General features: G+C 48.8%; 15 protein-coding genes. 8 read left to right on the top strand and 7 right to left on the bottom strand.

The genetic code is table 11. The features are described from left to right. Positions 1 to 52 precede the first annotated feature (52 nt). Genes hisD through hisIE form a run of 7 tightly spaced genes read left to right on the top strand, consistent with a single transcriptional unit; the run spans position 53 to position 6187 of the window. The gene (gene hisD, locus SK38_RS02765; RefSeq protein WP_048235082.1) at positions 53 to 1357 is read left to right on the top strand and encodes a histidinol dehydrogenase; all 1305 of its coding nucleotides are present in this window, start codon (positions 53 to 55) and stop codon (positions 1355 to 1357) included. Beyond that, entirely contained in the window at positions 1354 to 2433 is a 1080-nt protein-coding gene (gene hisC, locus SK38_RS02760; RefSeq protein ID WP_048235080.1) for a histidinol-phosphate transaminase, read from the top strand. The genes hisD and hisC overlap by 4 nt, the downstream gene beginning before the upstream one ends. Then, positions 2430 to 3497 (top strand): bifunctional histidinol-phosphatase/imidazoleglycerol-phosphate dehydratase HisB, encoded by a 1068-nt coding sequence (gene hisB / locus SK38_RS02755; RefSeq protein ID WP_000080054.1) that lies wholly within the window; start codon positions 2430 to 2432, stop codon positions 3495 to 3497. The genes hisC and hisB overlap by 4 nt, the downstream gene beginning before the upstream one ends. Then, the gene (hisH, locus tag SK38_RS02750; protein ID WP_048215981.1) at positions 3497 to 4087 is read left to right on the top strand and encodes an imidazole glycerol phosphate synthase subunit HisH; all 591 of its coding nucleotides are present in this window, start codon (positions 3497 to 3499) and stop codon (positions 4085 to 4087) included. The genes hisB and hisH overlap by 1 nt, the downstream gene beginning before the upstream one ends. Then, on the top strand, positions 4087 to 4824 hold the full coding sequence (gene hisA, locus SK38_RS02745) for a 1-(5-phosphoribosyl)-5-[(5-phosphoribosylamino)methylideneamino]imidazole-4-carboxamide isomerase (protein WP_048235079.1): 738 nt from the start codon (positions 4087 to 4089) through the stop codon (positions 4822 to 4824). Before hisH ends, hisA begins: the two co-directional genes overlap by 1 nt. Beyond that, on the top strand, positions 4806 to 5582 hold the full coding sequence (gene hisF / locus SK38_RS02740) for an imidazole glycerol phosphate synthase subunit HisF (RefSeq protein ID WP_000880132.1): 777 nt from the start codon (positions 4806 to 4808) through the stop codon (positions 5580 to 5582). The genes hisA and hisF overlap by 19 nt, the downstream gene beginning before the upstream one ends. Further along, a complete protein-coding gene (hisIE, locus tag SK38_RS02735) occupies positions 5576 to 6187 on the top strand; it encodes a bifunctional phosphoribosyl-AMP cyclohydrolase/phosphoribosyl-ATP diphosphatase HisIE (RefSeq protein WP_048235078.1) in 612 nt (203 codons plus the stop codon). The genes hisF and hisIE overlap by 7 nt, the downstream gene beginning before the upstream one ends. Before the next feature lie 55 nt (positions 6188 to 6242). Here the strand turns inward: hisIE and wzzB are convergent, their stop codons facing one another. Continuing rightward, on the bottom strand, positions 6243 to 7226 hold the full coding sequence (gene wzzB, locus SK38_RS02730) for an LPS O-antigen chain length determinant protein WzzB (RefSeq protein ID WP_048235076.1): 984 nt from the start codon (positions 7224 to 7226) through the stop codon (positions 6243 to 6245). Between the two features lie 399 nt (positions 7227 to 7625). Between wzzB and SK38_RS02725 the strand changes: the two genes are divergently transcribed. Beyond that, positions 7626 to 8630 carry an NAD-dependent epimerase gene (locus SK38_RS02725; protein WP_048235074.1) on the top strand — a complete coding sequence of 335 codons (1005 nt, stop codon included), beginning with the start codon at positions 7626 to 7628 and terminating at the stop codon, positions 8628 to 8630. Between the two features lie 58 nt (positions 8631 to 8688). Here SK38_RS02725 and ugd read toward each other — a convergent pair whose 3' ends face one another. The 6 genes from ugd to wbjC form a co-directional block, all read right to left on the bottom strand. Continuing rightward, positions 8689 to 9855 (bottom strand): UDP-glucose 6-dehydrogenase, encoded by a 1167-nt coding sequence (gene ugd / locus SK38_RS02720; RefSeq protein ID WP_048235072.1) that lies wholly within the window; start codon positions 9853 to 9855, stop codon positions 8689 to 8691. A gap of 198 nt (positions 9856 to 10053) precedes the next feature. After that, positions 10054 to 11460, bottom strand: coding sequence for an NADP-dependent phosphogluconate dehydrogenase (gene gndA, locus SK38_RS02715; RefSeq protein WP_048224404.1), 1407 nt, complete (start codon positions 11458 to 11460; stop codon positions 10054 to 10056). A 115-nt stretch (positions 11461 to 11575) separates the two neighbouring features. Beyond that, positions 11576 to 11974 (bottom strand): WbuC family cupin fold metalloprotein, encoded by a 399-nt coding sequence (locus tag SK38_RS02710; RefSeq protein WP_048235069.1) that lies wholly within the window; start codon positions 11972 to 11974, stop codon positions 11576 to 11578. Further along, positions 11961 to 13172, bottom strand: a complete 1212-nt coding sequence (locus tag SK38_RS02705; protein ID WP_048235067.1) for a glycosyltransferase family 4 protein — start codon at positions 13170 to 13172, stop codon at positions 11961 to 11963. Before SK38_RS02705 ends, SK38_RS02710 begins: the two co-directional genes overlap by 14 nt. After that, on the bottom strand, positions 13172 to 14302 hold the full coding sequence (gene wecB / locus SK38_RS02700) for a non-hydrolyzing UDP-N-acetylglucosamine 2-epimerase (RefSeq protein ID WP_048235066.1): 1131 nt from the start codon (positions 14300 to 14302) through the stop codon (positions 13172 to 13174). The genes SK38_RS02705 and wecB overlap by 1 nt, the downstream gene beginning before the upstream one ends. After that, positions 14302 to 15405, bottom strand: coding sequence for a UDP-2-acetamido-2,6-beta-L-arabino-hexul-4-ose reductase (gene wbjC / locus SK38_RS02695; protein ID WP_048235064.1), 1104 nt, complete (start codon positions 15403 to 15405; stop codon positions 14302 to 14304). The genes wecB and wbjC overlap by 1 nt, the downstream gene beginning before the upstream one ends. Position 15406: the final 1 nt, after the last annotated feature.

Genomic DNA, 15406 nt, shown 5'->3' with positions numbered 1-15406 from the left:
CCGGATAAGGCAGCGCCGCCATCCGGCAACACCCGATGATGGAGTAACGACCATGAGCTTCAATACCCTGATTGACTGGAATAGCTATAGCCCTGAGCAGCAGCGCGAACTGTTGATGCGCCCGGCAATTTCCGCCTCTGAAAGCATCAGCCGCACAGTGGCTGAGATCCTTGAGAACGTCAAAAATAACGGCGACCGGGCGCTGCGTGAATACAGCGCAAAGTTCGATAAAACCGAGGTTGGCGCGCTGCGCGTGACCGAGGAAGAAATCCAGCAAGCCAGCAGTCGCCTGAGCGACGAACTGAAACAAGCCATGCAGGCGGCGGTGCGTAATATTGATACTTTCCACACCGCGCAGATCCTGCCACCGGTGGATATCGAGACCCAGCCAGGCGTGCGTTGCCAGCAGGTTACCCGCCCTATCGCTTCCGTGGGCCTGTATATTCCTGGAGGTTCGGCGCCGCTGTTTTCCACCGTATTAATGCTGGCGACCCCGGCGCGCATCGCCGGCTGCAAAAAAGTGGTGCTGTGCTCACCGCCGCCGATTGCCGATGAAATCCTCTACGCCGCGCAGCTGTGCGGCGTAAAAGAGGTGTTTAATGTGGGCGGCGCGCAGGCTATTGCCGCGCTGGCGCTGGGCACCGAATCTATTCCTAAGGTCGATAAAATCTTCGGGCCAGGCAATGCATATGTGACCGAAGCCAAACGCCAGGTCAGCCAGCGTCTTGACGGCGCGGCCATCGACATGCCTGCTGGCCCGTCCGAAGTGCTGGTTATCGCCGACAGCGGTGCGACGCCGGACTTTGTTGCCTCTGACCTGCTTTCTCAGGCAGAACACGGCCCCGACTCGCAGGTTATTCTCCTGACGCCAGACGCTACGCTTGCCGAAGGCGTTGCCAAAGCCGTTGAACGCCAGCTCGCTGAGCTTTCCCGCGCTGAGACCGCACGTCAGGCGCTCTCCGCCAGCCGCTTAATCGTGGCGAAAGATCTGGCGCAGTGCGTTGAAATATCTAACGCCTACGGTCCGGAACACCTGATTATTCAGACCCGCAACGCGCGTGAACTGGTTGATGAGATCACCAGCGCCGGTTCGGTGTTCCTCGGGGACTGGTCGCCGGAATCCGCAGGCGACTATGCTTCTGGCACCAACCACGTTCTTCCGACCTACGGCTATACCGCGACCTGCTCAAGCCTTGGGCTGGCTGATTTCCAGAAACGGATGACCGTACAGGAATTAACCCCACAAGGTTTCTCTGCCCTGGCCTCAACCATTGAAACACTGGCCGCTGCTGAACGACTGACTGCCCACAAAAATGCCGTCACCCTGCGCGTTAACGCCCTGAAGGAGCAAGCATGAGCACTGACAACTTTCTCAGCGTCACTGATTTAGCCCGTAAGAATGTTCGCGAATTAACGCCCTATCAGTCTGCCCGTCGTCTCGGCGGTAACGGCGATGTCTGGCTCAACGCGAATGAGTACCCAACCGCCGTTGAGTTCCAGCTCAGTCAGCAAACGCTGAACCGCTACCCTGAATGCCAGCCGAAAGCTGTGATTGAGAATTACGCGCAGTATGCTGGCGTCAAGCCGGAGCAGGTGCTGGTCAGCCGCGGCGCAGATGAAGGGATCGAACTGCTCGTGCGCGCGTTTTGCGAACCCGGTAAAGATGCGATTCTGTACTGCCCGCCAACTTACGGCATGTACAGCGTCAGCGCCGAAACGATTGGTGTTGAGTGCCGCACCGTTCCAACCCTTGATAGCTGGCAACTTGATTTGCAAGGCATCGCGGACAAGCTTGATGGCGTGAAAGTTGTTTACGTATGCAGCCCGAACAACCCAACCGGCCAACTGATCAAGCCACAGGATCTGCGTTCGCTGCTCGACATGACGCAGGGTAAAGCTATCGTGGTTGCCGATGAAGCGTATATCGAGTTTTGCCCACAGGCCACGCTGGCAGGCTGGCTGTCTGAGTATCCGCATCTGGTGATATTACGCACGTTGTCCAAAGCGTTTGCGCTCGCCGGTTTACGCTGCGGGTTTACGCTGGCGAATGAAGAGGTTATCAATCTGCTGTTAAAAGTGATTGCCCCTTACCCACTCTCTACGCCGGTGGCAGATATCGCCGCCCAGGCGCTGACGCCGCAAGGGATTTCCGCCATGCGTAAACGCGTAGAGCAGATCCTGGAAGAGCGTCAGTATCTGGTAGATAACCTGAAAACAATTCGCTGTGTAGAGCAGGTATTCGATTCTGAAACTAACTATGTTCTGGCGCGCTTCACCGCATCAAGTAGCGTATTTAAATCTTTGTGGGATCAGGGCATTATCTTACGAGATCAGAATAAACAACCTTCGTTAAGCGGCTGCCTGCGAATTACTGTCGGAACCCGTGAAGAGAGCCAGCGCGTCATTGACGCCTTACGTGCGGAGCAAGTATGAGCCAGAAGTATCTTTTTATTGACCGTGATGGAACCCTGATTTCCGAACCGCCAAGTGACTTTCAGGTCGATCGCTTTGACAAACTTGCCTTCGAGCCGGAAGTTGTTCCCGTTTTACTGAAACTGCAAAAAGCAGGTTTTAAGCTGGTTATGATCACTAACCAGGATGGACTCGGAACCCAGAGTTTCCCGCAGGCTGATTTTGACGGTCCGCATAACCTGATGATGCAAATTTTCACCTCTCAGGGCGTAACGTTTGATGAGGTATTGATCTGCCCGCACTTGCCAGCGGACGAGTGTGATTGCCGTAAGCCAAAAGTGAAGCTGGTTGAACAGTATCTGGTTGAACAGGCCATGGATATGGCGAACAGCTACGTCATTGGTGATCGGGCGACCGATATTCAGCTCGCTGAAAACATGGGCATTAGCGGATTGCGTTACCATCGCGATACCCTGAACTGGGCTATGATCGGCGAGCAGTTGACCAAACGTGACCGCTACGCACACGTTGAGCGCAATACCAAAGAAACGCAGATTGACGTCAAAGTCTGGCTGGACCGCGAAGGCCGCAGCAAAATCAATACTGGCGTTGGCTTCTTTGACCACATGCTGGATCAAATCGCCACCCACGGCGGTTTTCGCATGGAGATTGCCGTCAAGGGCGATCTGTATATAGACGATCACCACACCGTTGAAGATACCGGTCTGGCGCTGGGCGAAGCCTTAAAGCTGGCGTTAGGCGATAAACGCGGCATCAACCGTTTTGGTTTTGTGCTGCCGATGGATGAGTGTCTGGCACGTTGCGCGCTGGATATCTCCGGCCGCCCACACCTGGAGTACCGCGCGGAGTTTACCTACCAGCGCGTTGGCGATCTGAGCACGGAGATGATCGAACACTTCTTCCGTTCACTCTCTTACACTATGGGCGTCACCCTGCACCTGAAAACCAAAGGCAAAAATGACCACCACCGTGTGGAGAGCCTGTTTAAAGCCTTTGGCCGTACGCTGCGTCAGGCGATTCGTGTAGAAGGTGACACGCTGCCCTCCTCAAAAGGAGTGCTGTAATGAACGTGGTGATTCTGGACACCGGTTGCGCCAACCTGCACTCGGTAAAATCCGCCGTCGCACGCCACGGATACGATCCTGTTGTCAGCCGTGACCCGGACGTAGTGCTGCGCGCCGATAAACTGTTTCTGCCGGGCGTCGGCACCGCGCAGGCGGCTATGGACCAGTTGCACGAGCGCGAACTGATTGAACTGATTAAAGCCTGTACTCAACCGGTACTGGGGATCTGTTTAGGTATGCAACTGCTGGGCCGTCGCAGCGAAGAGAGTAACGGTGTCTCCCTGCTGGGCATTATTGAGCAAGACGTCCCGAAGATGACCGATTTCGGTCTGCCGCTGCCGCATATGGGCTGGAATCGCGTCTATCCGCAGGCGGGGAACCGTCTGTTCCAGGGCATTGGAGATGGCGCCTATTTCTACTTTGTACACAGCTACGCTATGCCGGTAAACCCGTGGACCATCGCCCAGTGCAATTACGGCGAACCGTTTACCGCGGCAGTACAAAAAGACAATTTCTTTGGCGTACAGTTTCACCCGGAACGTTCGGGCGCGGCTGGGGCACAGTTGCTGAAAAACTTTCTGGAGATGTAATGATTATTCCGGCATTAGATTTAATCGACGGCACGGTGGTGCGTCTTCATCAGGGCGATTACGCTAAGCAACGTGATTACGGCAACGATCCTCTCCCCCGTTTGCAGGATTATGCAGCCCAGGGTGCTGAAGTGCTGCACCTGGTAGATTTAACCGGCGCAAAAGACCCGGCGCAGCGCCAGATCCCGCTGATCAAAACGCTGGTCGCTGGCGTCAATGTTCCGGTACAGGTTGGCGGCGGCGTGCGTACGGAAGCAGACGTGGCGGCGCTTCTTGACGCAGGTGTGGCGCGCGTGGTGGTGGGTTCGACGGCGGTAAAATCTCCCGAGATAGTCAAGAGCTGGTTTGCCCATTTTGGTGCCGATGCGCTGGTACTGGCGCTGGACGTTCGTATTGACGAGCACGGGAATAAACAGGTTGCGGTCAGTGGCTGGCAGGAAGATTCAGGGGTTTCACTGGAAGAACTGGTTGAGACCTATTTACCCGTTGGCCTGAAGCACGTGCTGTGTACCGATATCTCCCGCGACGGTACGCTGGCAGGCTCAAACGTCGCGCTGTATGAAGAAGTGTGCGCCAAATACCCGCAGGTGGCATTTCAGTCATCTGGCGGCATTGGCGGAATCGAGGACGTAGCGGCCCTGCGCGGGACTGGTGTTCGTGGCGTGATCGTCGGACGCGCCCTGCTGGAAGGAAAGTTCACCGTTGAGGAGGCCATTCAATGCTGGCAAAACGCATAATTCCTTGTCTGGACGTCCGTGACGGGCAGGTGGTAAAAGGCGTCCAGTTCCGTAATCACGAGATTATTGGTGACATCGTCCCGCTGGCAAAACGCTATGCCGATGAAGGCGCAGATGAACTGGTGTTCTATGATATCACCGCTTCCAGCGATGGCCGCGTAGTGGATAAAAGTTGGGTATCACGCGTGGCGGAAGTGATCGATATTCCGTTCTGCGTAGCTGGCGGCATTAAATCCATCGACGATGCGGCGCGCATTCTCTCCTTCGGGGCGGACAAAATCTCCATCAACTCCCCGGCGCTGGCCGAACCGGAGCTTATCACCCGTCTGGCGGACCGCTTCGGCGTGCAGTGCATCGTGGTGGGCATTGATACCTGGTATGACGCCGACACCGGCAAATATCATGTAAATCAGTATACCGGAGATGAAAGCCGTACCCGCGTCACGCAGTGGGAAACACTGGACTGGGTGCAGGAAGTCCAAAAACGCGGCGCGGGCGAAATCGTCCTGAACATGATGAACCAGGACGGCGTACGTAACGGTTATGACCTTGAACAACTGAAAAAAGTGCGTGATGTTTGCCACGTACCGCTGATTGCCTCCGGCGGTGCGGGCACCATGGAACACTTCCTCGAAGCTTTCCGGGATGCCGACGTTGACGGCGCGCTTGCCGCCTCCGTCTTCCACAAACAAATTATCAATATTGGCGAATTAAAAGCGTACCTGGCAACACAGGGCGTGGAGATCAGGATATGTTAACGAAGCAACAATGCCGCGAGCTGGACTGGGAAAAAACCGACGGACTGATGCCAGTCATCGTGCAGCATGCGGTTTCCGGTGAAGTATTGATGCTGGGGTATATGAACCCGGAGGCGCTGGATAAAACGCTCGAAAGCGGCAAAGTGACCTTTTTCTCACGGACCAAACAGCGCCTGTGGACCAAAGGAGAGACCTCCGGTCACTTCCTGAATGTGGTGCGCATTGCGCCTGACTGCGACAACGACACCCTGCTGGTGCTGGTTAACCCGATTGGCCAAACCTGCCATAAAGGTACCTCAAGCTGCTTTGGTGACGCAAGCCACCAGTGGCTGTTCCTGTATCAGCTTGAGCAACTGCTGGCCGAACGTAAAACCGCTGACCCGGCCAGCTCCTACACCGCGAAACTGTATGCCAGCGGCACCAAACGTATCGCGCAGAAAGTAGGTGAAGAAGGCGTAGAAACCGCGCTGGCTGCGACCGTTAACGACCGTTTTGAGCTGACAAATGAAGCTTCTGATCTGATGTATCACCTGCTGGTGCTGCTGCAGGACCAGGACCTCGACCTGACGACGGTGATTGAGAATTTACGTAAGCGTCATCAGTAAGTTGCAGATATGAAAAAACCGGGCACTGCCCGGTTTTTTGTTGTCAGCTTTAGACTTACTCAGCTTTGGCTTTGTAACCACGCAGAGCATTTCGCCCCAGCACCACGCCTGCACCAATCATCCCACCGAGCAAAACCGCCAGCACGAGGGTAATCGCTTTTTTCGGGCTGTCACGACGAATCGGTAACGTTGGTTTCATCACATAGCGATAGGCGTGCAACTCAGTCCCTTCAAGCTTAAGATTTTCGATATCCAACAGCTTTTGTTTGGTCTGAAAGTAGTTATCAGACAATATCAAAGGGCGTGTAGATTCGTGCTCAATCATGGACTTCAGGGCATCACTACCCAACAGGAACATACTGTCCTGCGTCACATCCTGCGTCTGCTGAATTTGCGGTTTCGTCACACCTGCTTGTTCTGCATAACGTAGCGCTTCCTGGATTTGCTTAATTCGCAGATCTTTTTGCTCCTGAGCAACCACTTCCTGAGTTTTCAGAGAGTCTTGCAACGTGGTGGTTTGCAACTTGATATTATCAATCAGGTCAAGCTTCAGCTCTTTAGCAACCTTTTCATCTGTTTGTTGAATGTATTCGGCGAGCTGACGCTGAGCGTCTTCTGGTGAGCTACCCACATAAGAAACCGCCAACGGCAGCGGTTGACCTTTAACAGATTGTTCAATTGACAGTTTCTGTGGTTCTTCCTGATTATCAAGCGTTTCAGCCAATGCAGAGAGAGAAGTACTGAAACGACCAACCACGTTTGTCTGCAGTTCAGTAGCCTTGGGGGCGCTGACACCATACAACACATTGAGGGCGTTGTTATATGTGGCTATCTGACCAACATCCGGTTGAGTAATAATGGCTGTTGAGGTCCATTTCTCCTTAGCAACTGCCAAATAGCCCACAGCAAGCACTATGGCAATAACAATCGCGATAACGATTGTTACTTTCCCACGCCACAACTGTACCAATAAATCAATCAGATCAATCTGTTCCGGATCGTGACTGCGCCCGGACATGTTGTTATCACTTACAGACATAGAAACCCTAGATAAGGAAAGACTTAAACTGGAATCAGTTTAGCTATAAATCGAGGTAATGCCATAGGATTAATGATAAAAAAATCAAATTGTTTCAGGGATTTTGATTGGTATTTCAATCACTACTGAAAAACGATACGATTAAAAAAAAGTGTCAATACTCAAAGAACATCTTCATGCGCAAAAAACCATCAACAAACAGGTTTCATGCCCGCTAATCGTTATACTTTACAATTCATTTTATTGAATTCATATCGTGAATACTTACCGTCTGACCAGTAAAAATGGTAGGCGTAAATAATATAACAATTAGCTTTTTTACCATCTAACGGTATCATTCCACTTTTTAGTAGCACCTGTTGGTGCCTGGCTATTATTTAGCCAAAAAGAGGAATAAACATGAAATACCTGGTTACGGGTGCCGCTGGTTTCATCGGCTTCCACGTTAGCAAACGCCTCCTTGAGGCTGGCCATCAAGTAGTCGGTATTGATAACCTGAACGATTACTACGACGTCAGCCTTAAACAAGCTCGTCTGGAATTACTGGCACAGCCTGGTTTCCAGTTTCATAAAATTGATTTAGCCGACCGCGAAGGCATGACTGAACTTTTCGCATCCGGGCATTTTGAGCGTGTGATCCATCTCGCGGCACAGGCTGGCGTACGATATTCACTCGAAAACCCGCATGCCTACGCAGACTCAAATCTCACAGGATTTCTGAACATACTGGAAGGGTGTCGCCATCATAAAATTCAGCATTTACTCTATGCCTCATCCAGTTCAGTTTACGGCCTGAATCGCAAAATGCCTTTCTCAACGGATGATTCCGTTGATCACCCCGTATCTCTGTATGCGGCAACCAAAAAAGCCAACGAACTGATGGCCCATACTTATTCCCATTTGTACGGATTGCCCACAACCGGGTTGCGTTTCTTCACCGTGTACGGTCCTTGGGGTCGTCCTGATATGGCGCTGTTTAAGTTCACCAAAGCGATGCTGGAAGGGAAAAGTATTGACGTCTATAACTATGGCAAAATGAAGCGTGACTTTACCTATATTGATGATATCGCAGAAGCAATCATTCGCCTGCAGGATGTCATTCCACACGCAGACACACAATGGACCGTTGAAACAGGCACGCCAGCAGCCAGCATTGCGCCCTATCGCGTTTACAATATCGGCAATAGTTCACCGGTTGAGCTAATGGACTATATCCAGGCTCTGGAAGATGCACTGAGTATTGAAGCGAAGAAAAATATGCTACCGCTACAGCCAGGTGATGTGCTGGAAACCAGCGCGGACACTAAAGCACTGTATGAGGTAATTGGTTTTAAACCTGAAACCACGGTAAAAGATGGGGTGAAGAACTTTGTTGACTGGTATCGTGATTTCTACAAAGTTTGATTACTGGCCTGATTAAAATAAAAAAGGCCTTATATAAGGCCTTTTTATGGAGACGAGATTAATCACTACCAAACAAATCGCGGGTATACACTTTATCGGCAACATCAGCTAATTCTGACGTCATGCGGTTAGAAATAATAATATCTGCTTCATTTTTGAACGCATTAAGATCACGCACAACTCGGGAATGGAAAAATTCATCCTCTTCCATGACCGGTTCATAGATAATAACGGGCACGCCCTTTGCCTTAATGCGCTTCATGATGCCCTGAATCGATGATGCCCGGAAATTATCGGAACCACTTTTCATGATCAAACGGTACACGCCAACTACCTTAGGCTTACGCGCAAGAATAGAATCTGCGATGAAGTCCTTACGCGTACGGTTCGCATCAACGATCGCGCCAATAATGTTATTCGGCACAGACGCGTAGTTCGCCAGTAATTGCTTAGTATCTTTCGGCAGACAGTAGCCACCATAGCCGAATGACGGGTTGTTGTAGTGATTGCCGATACGCGGATCCAGGCACACACCTTCAATAATCTGCCGTGAGTTCAAGCCAAGACTTTCTGCATAGCTATCCAGCTCGTTAAAGTAAGCCACACGTAACGCCAGATAGGTGTTAGCAAATAACTTGATGGCTTCGGCTTCAGTCGAGTCAGTAAACAACGTCGGAATGTCTTTTTTAACCGCTCCTTCCTGCAGCAGCGCGGCAAAACGCTCGGCACGTTCGGAACGTTCACCAATAACGATACGGGACGGATGCAGGTTGTCGTACAGTGCACGACCTTCACGCAGGAATTCTGGCGAAAAGAAAATATTGTCGATATCCAACTGTTCTTTAATGGAGTTCGTAAAGCCAACCGGAATCGTTGATTTAATTACCATCACCGCATTTGGGTTGATTTCGACTACATCGCGGATCACTGACTCGACGCTCGAGGTGTTAAAGTAGTTTGTTTTCGGATCGTAATCAGTCGGTGTCGCGATGATAACGTAGTCCGCGTCGCGGTATGCATCATACTTATCGGTCGTTGCACGGAAATTCAGCTGTTTTGTCGCTAGATATTCTTCGATCTCTCTATCAACGATCGGCGATTTTTTCTGATTCAGCATCTCGACCTTCGTCGGAACGATATCCAGAGCGACCACTTCATGGTGCTGGGCAATCAGAATACCGTTCGACAAACCAACATAACCTGTTCCTGAGATAGTTATCTTCATTCGCTGTGTAACTTCTTCCGGTTAAACATTTGAGGGTGAACACGCTGCCAACAACGTCGCGCATCGGCTCTGCATTGCACCAGTATATCGTGCTTTGCTACAACACCGGATATCAGACCTGACTGAATCCCATTTTTTGGCAATAAAAAAGCCCGGAGGAGCGCTCCGGGCCTGCATTTACAGTTAGACTAAATCAGATTAATCCAGCCATTCGGTGTGGAACACACCTTCTTTATCAGTGCGTTTATACGTGTGCGCACCGAAGTAGTCGCGCTGGGCCTGGATCAGGTTAGCCGGCAGTACCGCAGAACGGTAGCTATCGTAATAGGCTACCGCTGCAGAGAAGGTCGGTACCGGGATACCATTCTGCACAGCATAAGCCACTACATCACGCAGCGCTTGCTGATATTCGTCAGCGATATTTTTGAAGTACGGGGCCAGCAGCAGGTTCGCGATGCCTTTGTTTTCAGCATACGCGTCAGTAATTTTCTGCAGAAACTGCGCACGAATGATGCAGCCTGCGCGGAAGATCTTCGCGATTTCACCGTAGTTCAGATCCCAGTTATATTCGTCAGACGCGGCGCGGAGTTGAGAGAAGCCCTGCGCGTAAGAGACGATTTTACCCAGGTACAGCGCGCGACGAACTTTCTCAACAAACTCTGCTTTATCACCAGCCAGTTTAGCCTGCGGGCCAGACAGCACTTTAGATGCCGCAACGCGCTGGTCTTTCAGAGAAGAGATGTAGCGCGCGAATACAGACTCGGTGATCAACGACAGCGGTTCGCCCAGATCCAGAGAACTCTGGCTGGTCCATTTACCGGTACCTTTGTTCGCCGCTTCGTCCAGGATCACATCAACAAGGTATTTACCGTCTTCATCTTTTTTAGTGAAGATGTCTTTAGTGATGTCGATCAGGTAACTGCTCAGCTCGCCTTCATTCCACTCGGTGAAGGTAGTTGCCAGTTCTTCGTTAGACAGGTTCAGACCGCCTTTCAGCAGAGAATAGGCTTCAGCAATCAGCTGCATGTCGCCGTATTCGATGCCGTTGTGAACCATCTTCACGTAATGGCCTGCGCCGTCAGCGCCAATATAGGTCACGCACGGCTCGCCATCTTCCGCAACGGCTGCGATTTTGGTCAGGATCGGCGCAACCAGTTCATAGGCTTCTTTCTGACCACCAGGCATGATGGAAGGGCCTTTCAGAGCCCCCTCTTCACCGCCGGATACGCCAGTACCGATGAAGTTAAAACCTTCAGCGGACAGTTCACGGTTACGACGGATAGTGTCCTGGAAGAAGGTGTTACCACCATCAATGATGATGTCGCCTTTATCCAGATACGGCTTCAGGGAATCGATGGCAGCATCGGTGCCAGCGCCCGCTTTCACCATTAACAGGATACGACGTGGGGTTTCAAGAGACTCGACGAATTCTTTCACCGTGTAATAAGGAACCAGTTTCTTACCCGGGTTCTCGGCAACAACTTCTTCAGTTTTCTCGCGGGAGCGGTTGAAGATGGAGACGGTATAACCACGGCTTTCGATGTTGAGCGCCAGGTTGCGCCCCATCACTGCCATACCGACGACGCCGATCTGTTGCTTGGACATTACATACTCCTGTCAGGTGTGGTCACCGCGCAGCATGTGCGCGGCTTAAAATGTGGTATAGATGTTAACTCATGTTTAGCTTGGGCAGATAGCGGAAGATGCGTTCAAACAGGCATCACACGAACGATTTTGCAAAAGAAGGGTCGAATGGTCCTTCTTTCACTTCCATCATAAGCGCACGCGGAGACAGGCATTCAACACTGTGTATATCTCCTGGAGAAAACTCCACAATACTAATTCCTGTATTCTCTCCTGCAACAAATTGCTTTATAACTTCGCCATTTTTACTATGCAAACAAACCTGCAGTTGCCCCTGCAAAACAATGAACATTTCCCACTGATGAGGTAGTTCGTGGTAATGCGGTTCCACATAGCTGCCCTTGACTAATGCAATGAGTAACCGCTGTACCTTTTCTTGATGCGATTCATGCATCAAAAGATGGGAGCGCAAACGTTCTGATTGCTCGGCTTGATCGTATAATTCGTCAATTTGGTTATTATCAACTAACCGCATTGTATGCCTCCAGTCTCATTTCTATCGTCTGCGCTGCAGACTCAACAGAGAATTCCGCTTTCAACAACATATTTGCGCCTAAACCAAGTTGGCGGCGAACATTAACATCATTCAGCATTAACAGCGCAGATTGGCATAGTTTATCATCCTCACCATTGACATGTATTAATCCAGCGTTATTTTGATTGACGATATCAAGCAAATCATTTCCAGCATTAACGCTACCTAAAATAGGCAGAGACTGAACCATATAACCCAGCAACTTACCGGGAAAATTATGGGAAGAGTGTTTAGCGGAAAGAGAAAATAATCCTATATCCACTTCTGATAAAATGAATTTAAATTCATCCTGATTAACCGAGGCCAAATAGGTAAAATTCGTCAATGCCCACTCAGTAGCCAAGGAATTAATTAATTCAACTTCATCACCCTGGCCAATAAAAAGGAAATGGGCCTGCGGATATGCCGCCATGTTTCTCACAAGGCGCATCAAGTTTGCCATATCCTGTGCATGACCGATGTTTCCACCATAGAAGAAAATGATTTTATCTTCAAGGCCAAGTCGCTTACGCAGTGGTATATAATCCTTGGGTAAGACCGTTGGTGTTAGGGATGCCCAATTACGAAGAACTTCGCACGGATAGCCCTTATTTGTCATCCGAAAAACCTCAAGATTCTTATCAGACATAAGTCCAATACGATTAGCCTGACGATAAGATATTCTTTCAAAAAGACGAAAATAGCGTTCTATGGGGGAACCTGCATTAAGCATCCCTGCATCAATTACCCATTGGGGAAACATATCTCTTAAAATAAGATAGGCTGGACATTGGCAACGGGACTTTATTTTTTTAACTAAATACCCCCAGAATATAGAAGGTGAGTAATAAACCACCCCATCAAAGGTCTCTTTATTTACCCGATTTTTGATGGCTTTCCACGCGCGATAAGACAAAAGTGTTTCATTGATAGCTCGTCGAATTTTACTTACATCCTTGAGCGGTCCACTTTTAAAACGCCATGTTTTGACCCCCTGAAAGGTATCAAAAGAAATATCTTCTTGCATGCCCGTATCAGGAGTAATTACCGTAACATCGTGCCCACGATGAATAAATTCTTGAGCCAGGTCATGGAACATTTTTGCACCAACACGAGTACTGTTGGGAAGGTAATCATCTATGATTAAAGCAAGTTTCATCAATATTCTTTCCAGACAACTCTCTTAACATAATCCGTGTAAGAGTGAACAATTCTAACAACTTTATCCGACACATTCGGCATGCTGTAATCACTAACCTGACGTAAAAGACGGACTTTGCCACGCGGTTGTGTTGCCAGAATGTCCAGCGCCTGTAGTACGCGCTCACACTCCAAGCCCACCATCATGACGGATGCTTCTTCAAAGCCCTCCGGACGCTCGTGCGCTTCCCGAATGTTTATCGCAGGGAAATTCATGATGGATGACTCTTCAGTGATAGTGCCGCTATCTGAAAGCACAGCACGTGAGTTTTTCTGCAAGTGGTTATAATCATGAAAACCCAGTGGTTTCAGTAGGTTTATATTTGGATGAAATTCAATTCCTTGTTCATTGATTCGGTTACGTGTCCGTGGATGTGTGGAAACAATTACTGGAAGATTATATTTTTCAGCAATAGTGTTTAGAATGTTCGCAAGTTTTACGAGCTGTTTAGGAGAATCAACATTCTCTTCACGATGTGCACTGACAACAAAGAATTCACCAGACCGTAGATTCAAACGCGAGAGTACATCTGAATCATCAATTTGGGGCATATAATATGAAAGTACCTCAAACATGGGGCTACCAGTTTTTATGATCCGATCAGCTGGGATACCTTCAGCTAAGAGATATTCACGAGCAATATCACTGTAGGTCATATTGATATCAGCCGTATGGTCAACAATACGCCTGTTGGTTTCTTCAGGCACGCGTTGATCGAAACAACGGTTACCTGCTTCCATGTGAAAAATAGGCACTTTACGACGTTTGGCCGGAATGGCAGAAATACATGAATTAGTATCTCCCAACACCAGCATTGCTTCAGGTTTTTCGATTTCTAATACTTCATCTACCTTAATAATAACCTGGCCAATAGTTTCCGCCGCATTTTTACCGGCTGCATTTAAAAAATAATCAGGTTTTCGAACACCCAAGTCATTAAAAAATACTTCATTTAATTCGTAATCATAATTTTGACCAGTATGGACAAGAATATGATCGCAGTGTTCATCAAGCTTAGCAAGAACTCTGGACAAACGGATAATCTCAGGGCGGGTCCCAACAACAGACATAACTTTTAATTTTTTCATTATAGAGGTCTCGCAATAGTATCAGGCTCATCACGGTTGAAAATTTCATTTGCCCAGAGCATGACTATTAATTCATCATTTCCAATATTTGTAATGTCATGTGTCCAACCAGGGACTGTTTCAACAATCTTAAACTCATCAGATGAAACTTTCAGTTCATATCGCTCACCGGTAATCACATGTTCAAATTTAAAGCATGCCTGACCTCGAATGACCAAGAATTTCTCATTTTTACTGTGATGGTAGTGTCCGCCACGCGTAATACCTGGGTGAGCAGTAAAAAATGAAAACTGCCCCGCTGTAGGCGTTTTCAGCATCTCACAAAAGACTCCGCGAGCATCCCCATAAGAAGGTACCTTGTACGCAAACTTCTCTGCTGGTAGATAACTCAGCCATGTAGAATACAATGCACGGGTAAATCCCGTCCCGACAGCTTCTGTGATAAGGGTGGAACGGCTATTTTTGAAGCTATAAATTAATTCTGCAACTTCACCAACTGTAGTTGAATAAATTGGCGCAACAACTTTATATCCGCGTTCAACCGTCCCAGAGAGAAGAGCTATCGCATCAGTACAAACATCATCAATATAAACCAGATTGACTGGCGCTGATGCATCATTGATAGTAATGTCAATATCATTGGCAATGTTATGGCAAAAAGTCGCTACAAAAGAATTATAGTTTGGCTGGCACCATTTACCAAAAACGTTTGGATATCTGAAAATATAATATGGAGTACCACTAATAGCGGCATACTTTTCGATATGTCTTTCAGCTATAGCTTTGCTTAATCCATAAGCATTATTAAGTTCAGCTTGTATCGAAGAACTTAGCATAATTGGTGTATTCTTTTCAATAGAAAGGAGATACTCAACTATGTACTTAGTTAAATCACTATTTCCAGAAATAAATTCATCATCAGTCTTAGGTCTATTGATACCAGCTAAGTGATAAATAAAATCAGCATCCTGTAAACCGCGTTCAAGATCTTGATTTGTTGAATCTCGATCAATTCTGATGAGATTCTTATAACCGAGTTCCTCAAGCCTCAAACATAAATTACGACCAATAAAACCATTTGCACCAGTAATCAATATTCTCATA

Origin of the sequence: Citrobacter sp. MGH110, from assembly GCF_001037515.1 — a bacterium.
Taxonomy (GTDB): domain Bacteria; phylum Pseudomonadota; class Gammaproteobacteria; order Enterobacterales; family Enterobacteriaceae; genus Citrobacter; species Citrobacter portucalensis.
The sequence above is the reverse complement of the archived record's forward strand: the minus strand, read 5'-3'. Positions and strand labels throughout refer to the sequence as shown.

Excerpts from the sequence above, each read along its gene's own strand:
- hisD (WP_048235082.1), top strand. The coding sequence starts at position 53 with ATGAGCTTCAATACCCTGATTGACTGGAATAGCTATAGCCCTGAGCAG.
- hisC (WP_048235080.1), top strand. The coding sequence starts at position 1,354 with ATGAGCACTGACAACTTTCTCAGCGTCACTGATTTAGCCCGTAAGAAT.
- hisB (WP_000080054.1), top strand. The coding sequence starts at position 2,430 with ATGAGCCAGAAGTATCTTTTTATTGACCGTGATGGAACCCTGATTTCC.
- hisH (WP_048215981.1), top strand. The coding sequence starts at position 3,497 with ATGAACGTGGTGATTCTGGACACCGGTTGCGCCAACCTGCACTCGGTA.
- hisA (WP_048235079.1), top strand. The coding sequence starts at position 4,087 with ATGATTATTCCGGCATTAGATTTAATCGACGGCACGGTGGTGCGTCTT.
- hisF (WP_000880132.1), top strand. The coding sequence starts at position 4,806 with ATGCTGGCAAAACGCATAATTCCTTGTCTGGACGTCCGTGACGGGCAG.
- hisIE (WP_048235078.1), top strand. The coding sequence starts at position 5,576 with ATGTTAACGAAGCAACAATGCCGCGAGCTGGACTGGGAAAAAACCGAC.
- wzzB (WP_048235076.1), bottom strand. The coding sequence starts at position 7,226 with ATGTCTGTAAGTGATAACAACATGTCCGGGCGCAGTCACGATCCGGAA.
- SK38_RS02725 (WP_048235074.1), top strand. The coding sequence starts at position 7,626 with ATGAAATACCTGGTTACGGGTGCCGCTGGTTTCATCGGCTTCCACGTT.
- ugd (WP_048235072.1), bottom strand. The coding sequence starts at position 9,855 with ATGAAGATAACTATCTCAGGAACAGGTTATGTTGGTTTGTCGAACGGT.
- gndA (WP_048224404.1), bottom strand. The coding sequence starts at position 11,460 with ATGTCCAAGCAACAGATCGGCGTCGTCGGTATGGCAGTGATGGGGCGC.
- SK38_RS02710 (WP_048235069.1), bottom strand. The coding sequence starts at position 11,974 with ATGCGGTTAGTTGATAATAACCAAATTGACGAATTATACGATCAAGCC.
- SK38_RS02705 (WP_048235067.1), bottom strand. The coding sequence starts at position 13,172 with ATGAAACTTGCTTTAATCATAGATGATTACCTTCCCAACAGTACTCGT.
- wecB (WP_048235066.1), bottom strand. The coding sequence starts at position 14,302 with ATGAAAAAATTAAAAGTTATGTCTGTTGTTGGGACCCGCCCTGAGATT.
- wbjC (WP_048235064.1), bottom strand. The coding sequence starts at position 15,405 with ATGAGAATATTGATTACTGGTGCAAATGGTTTTATTGGTCGTAATTTA.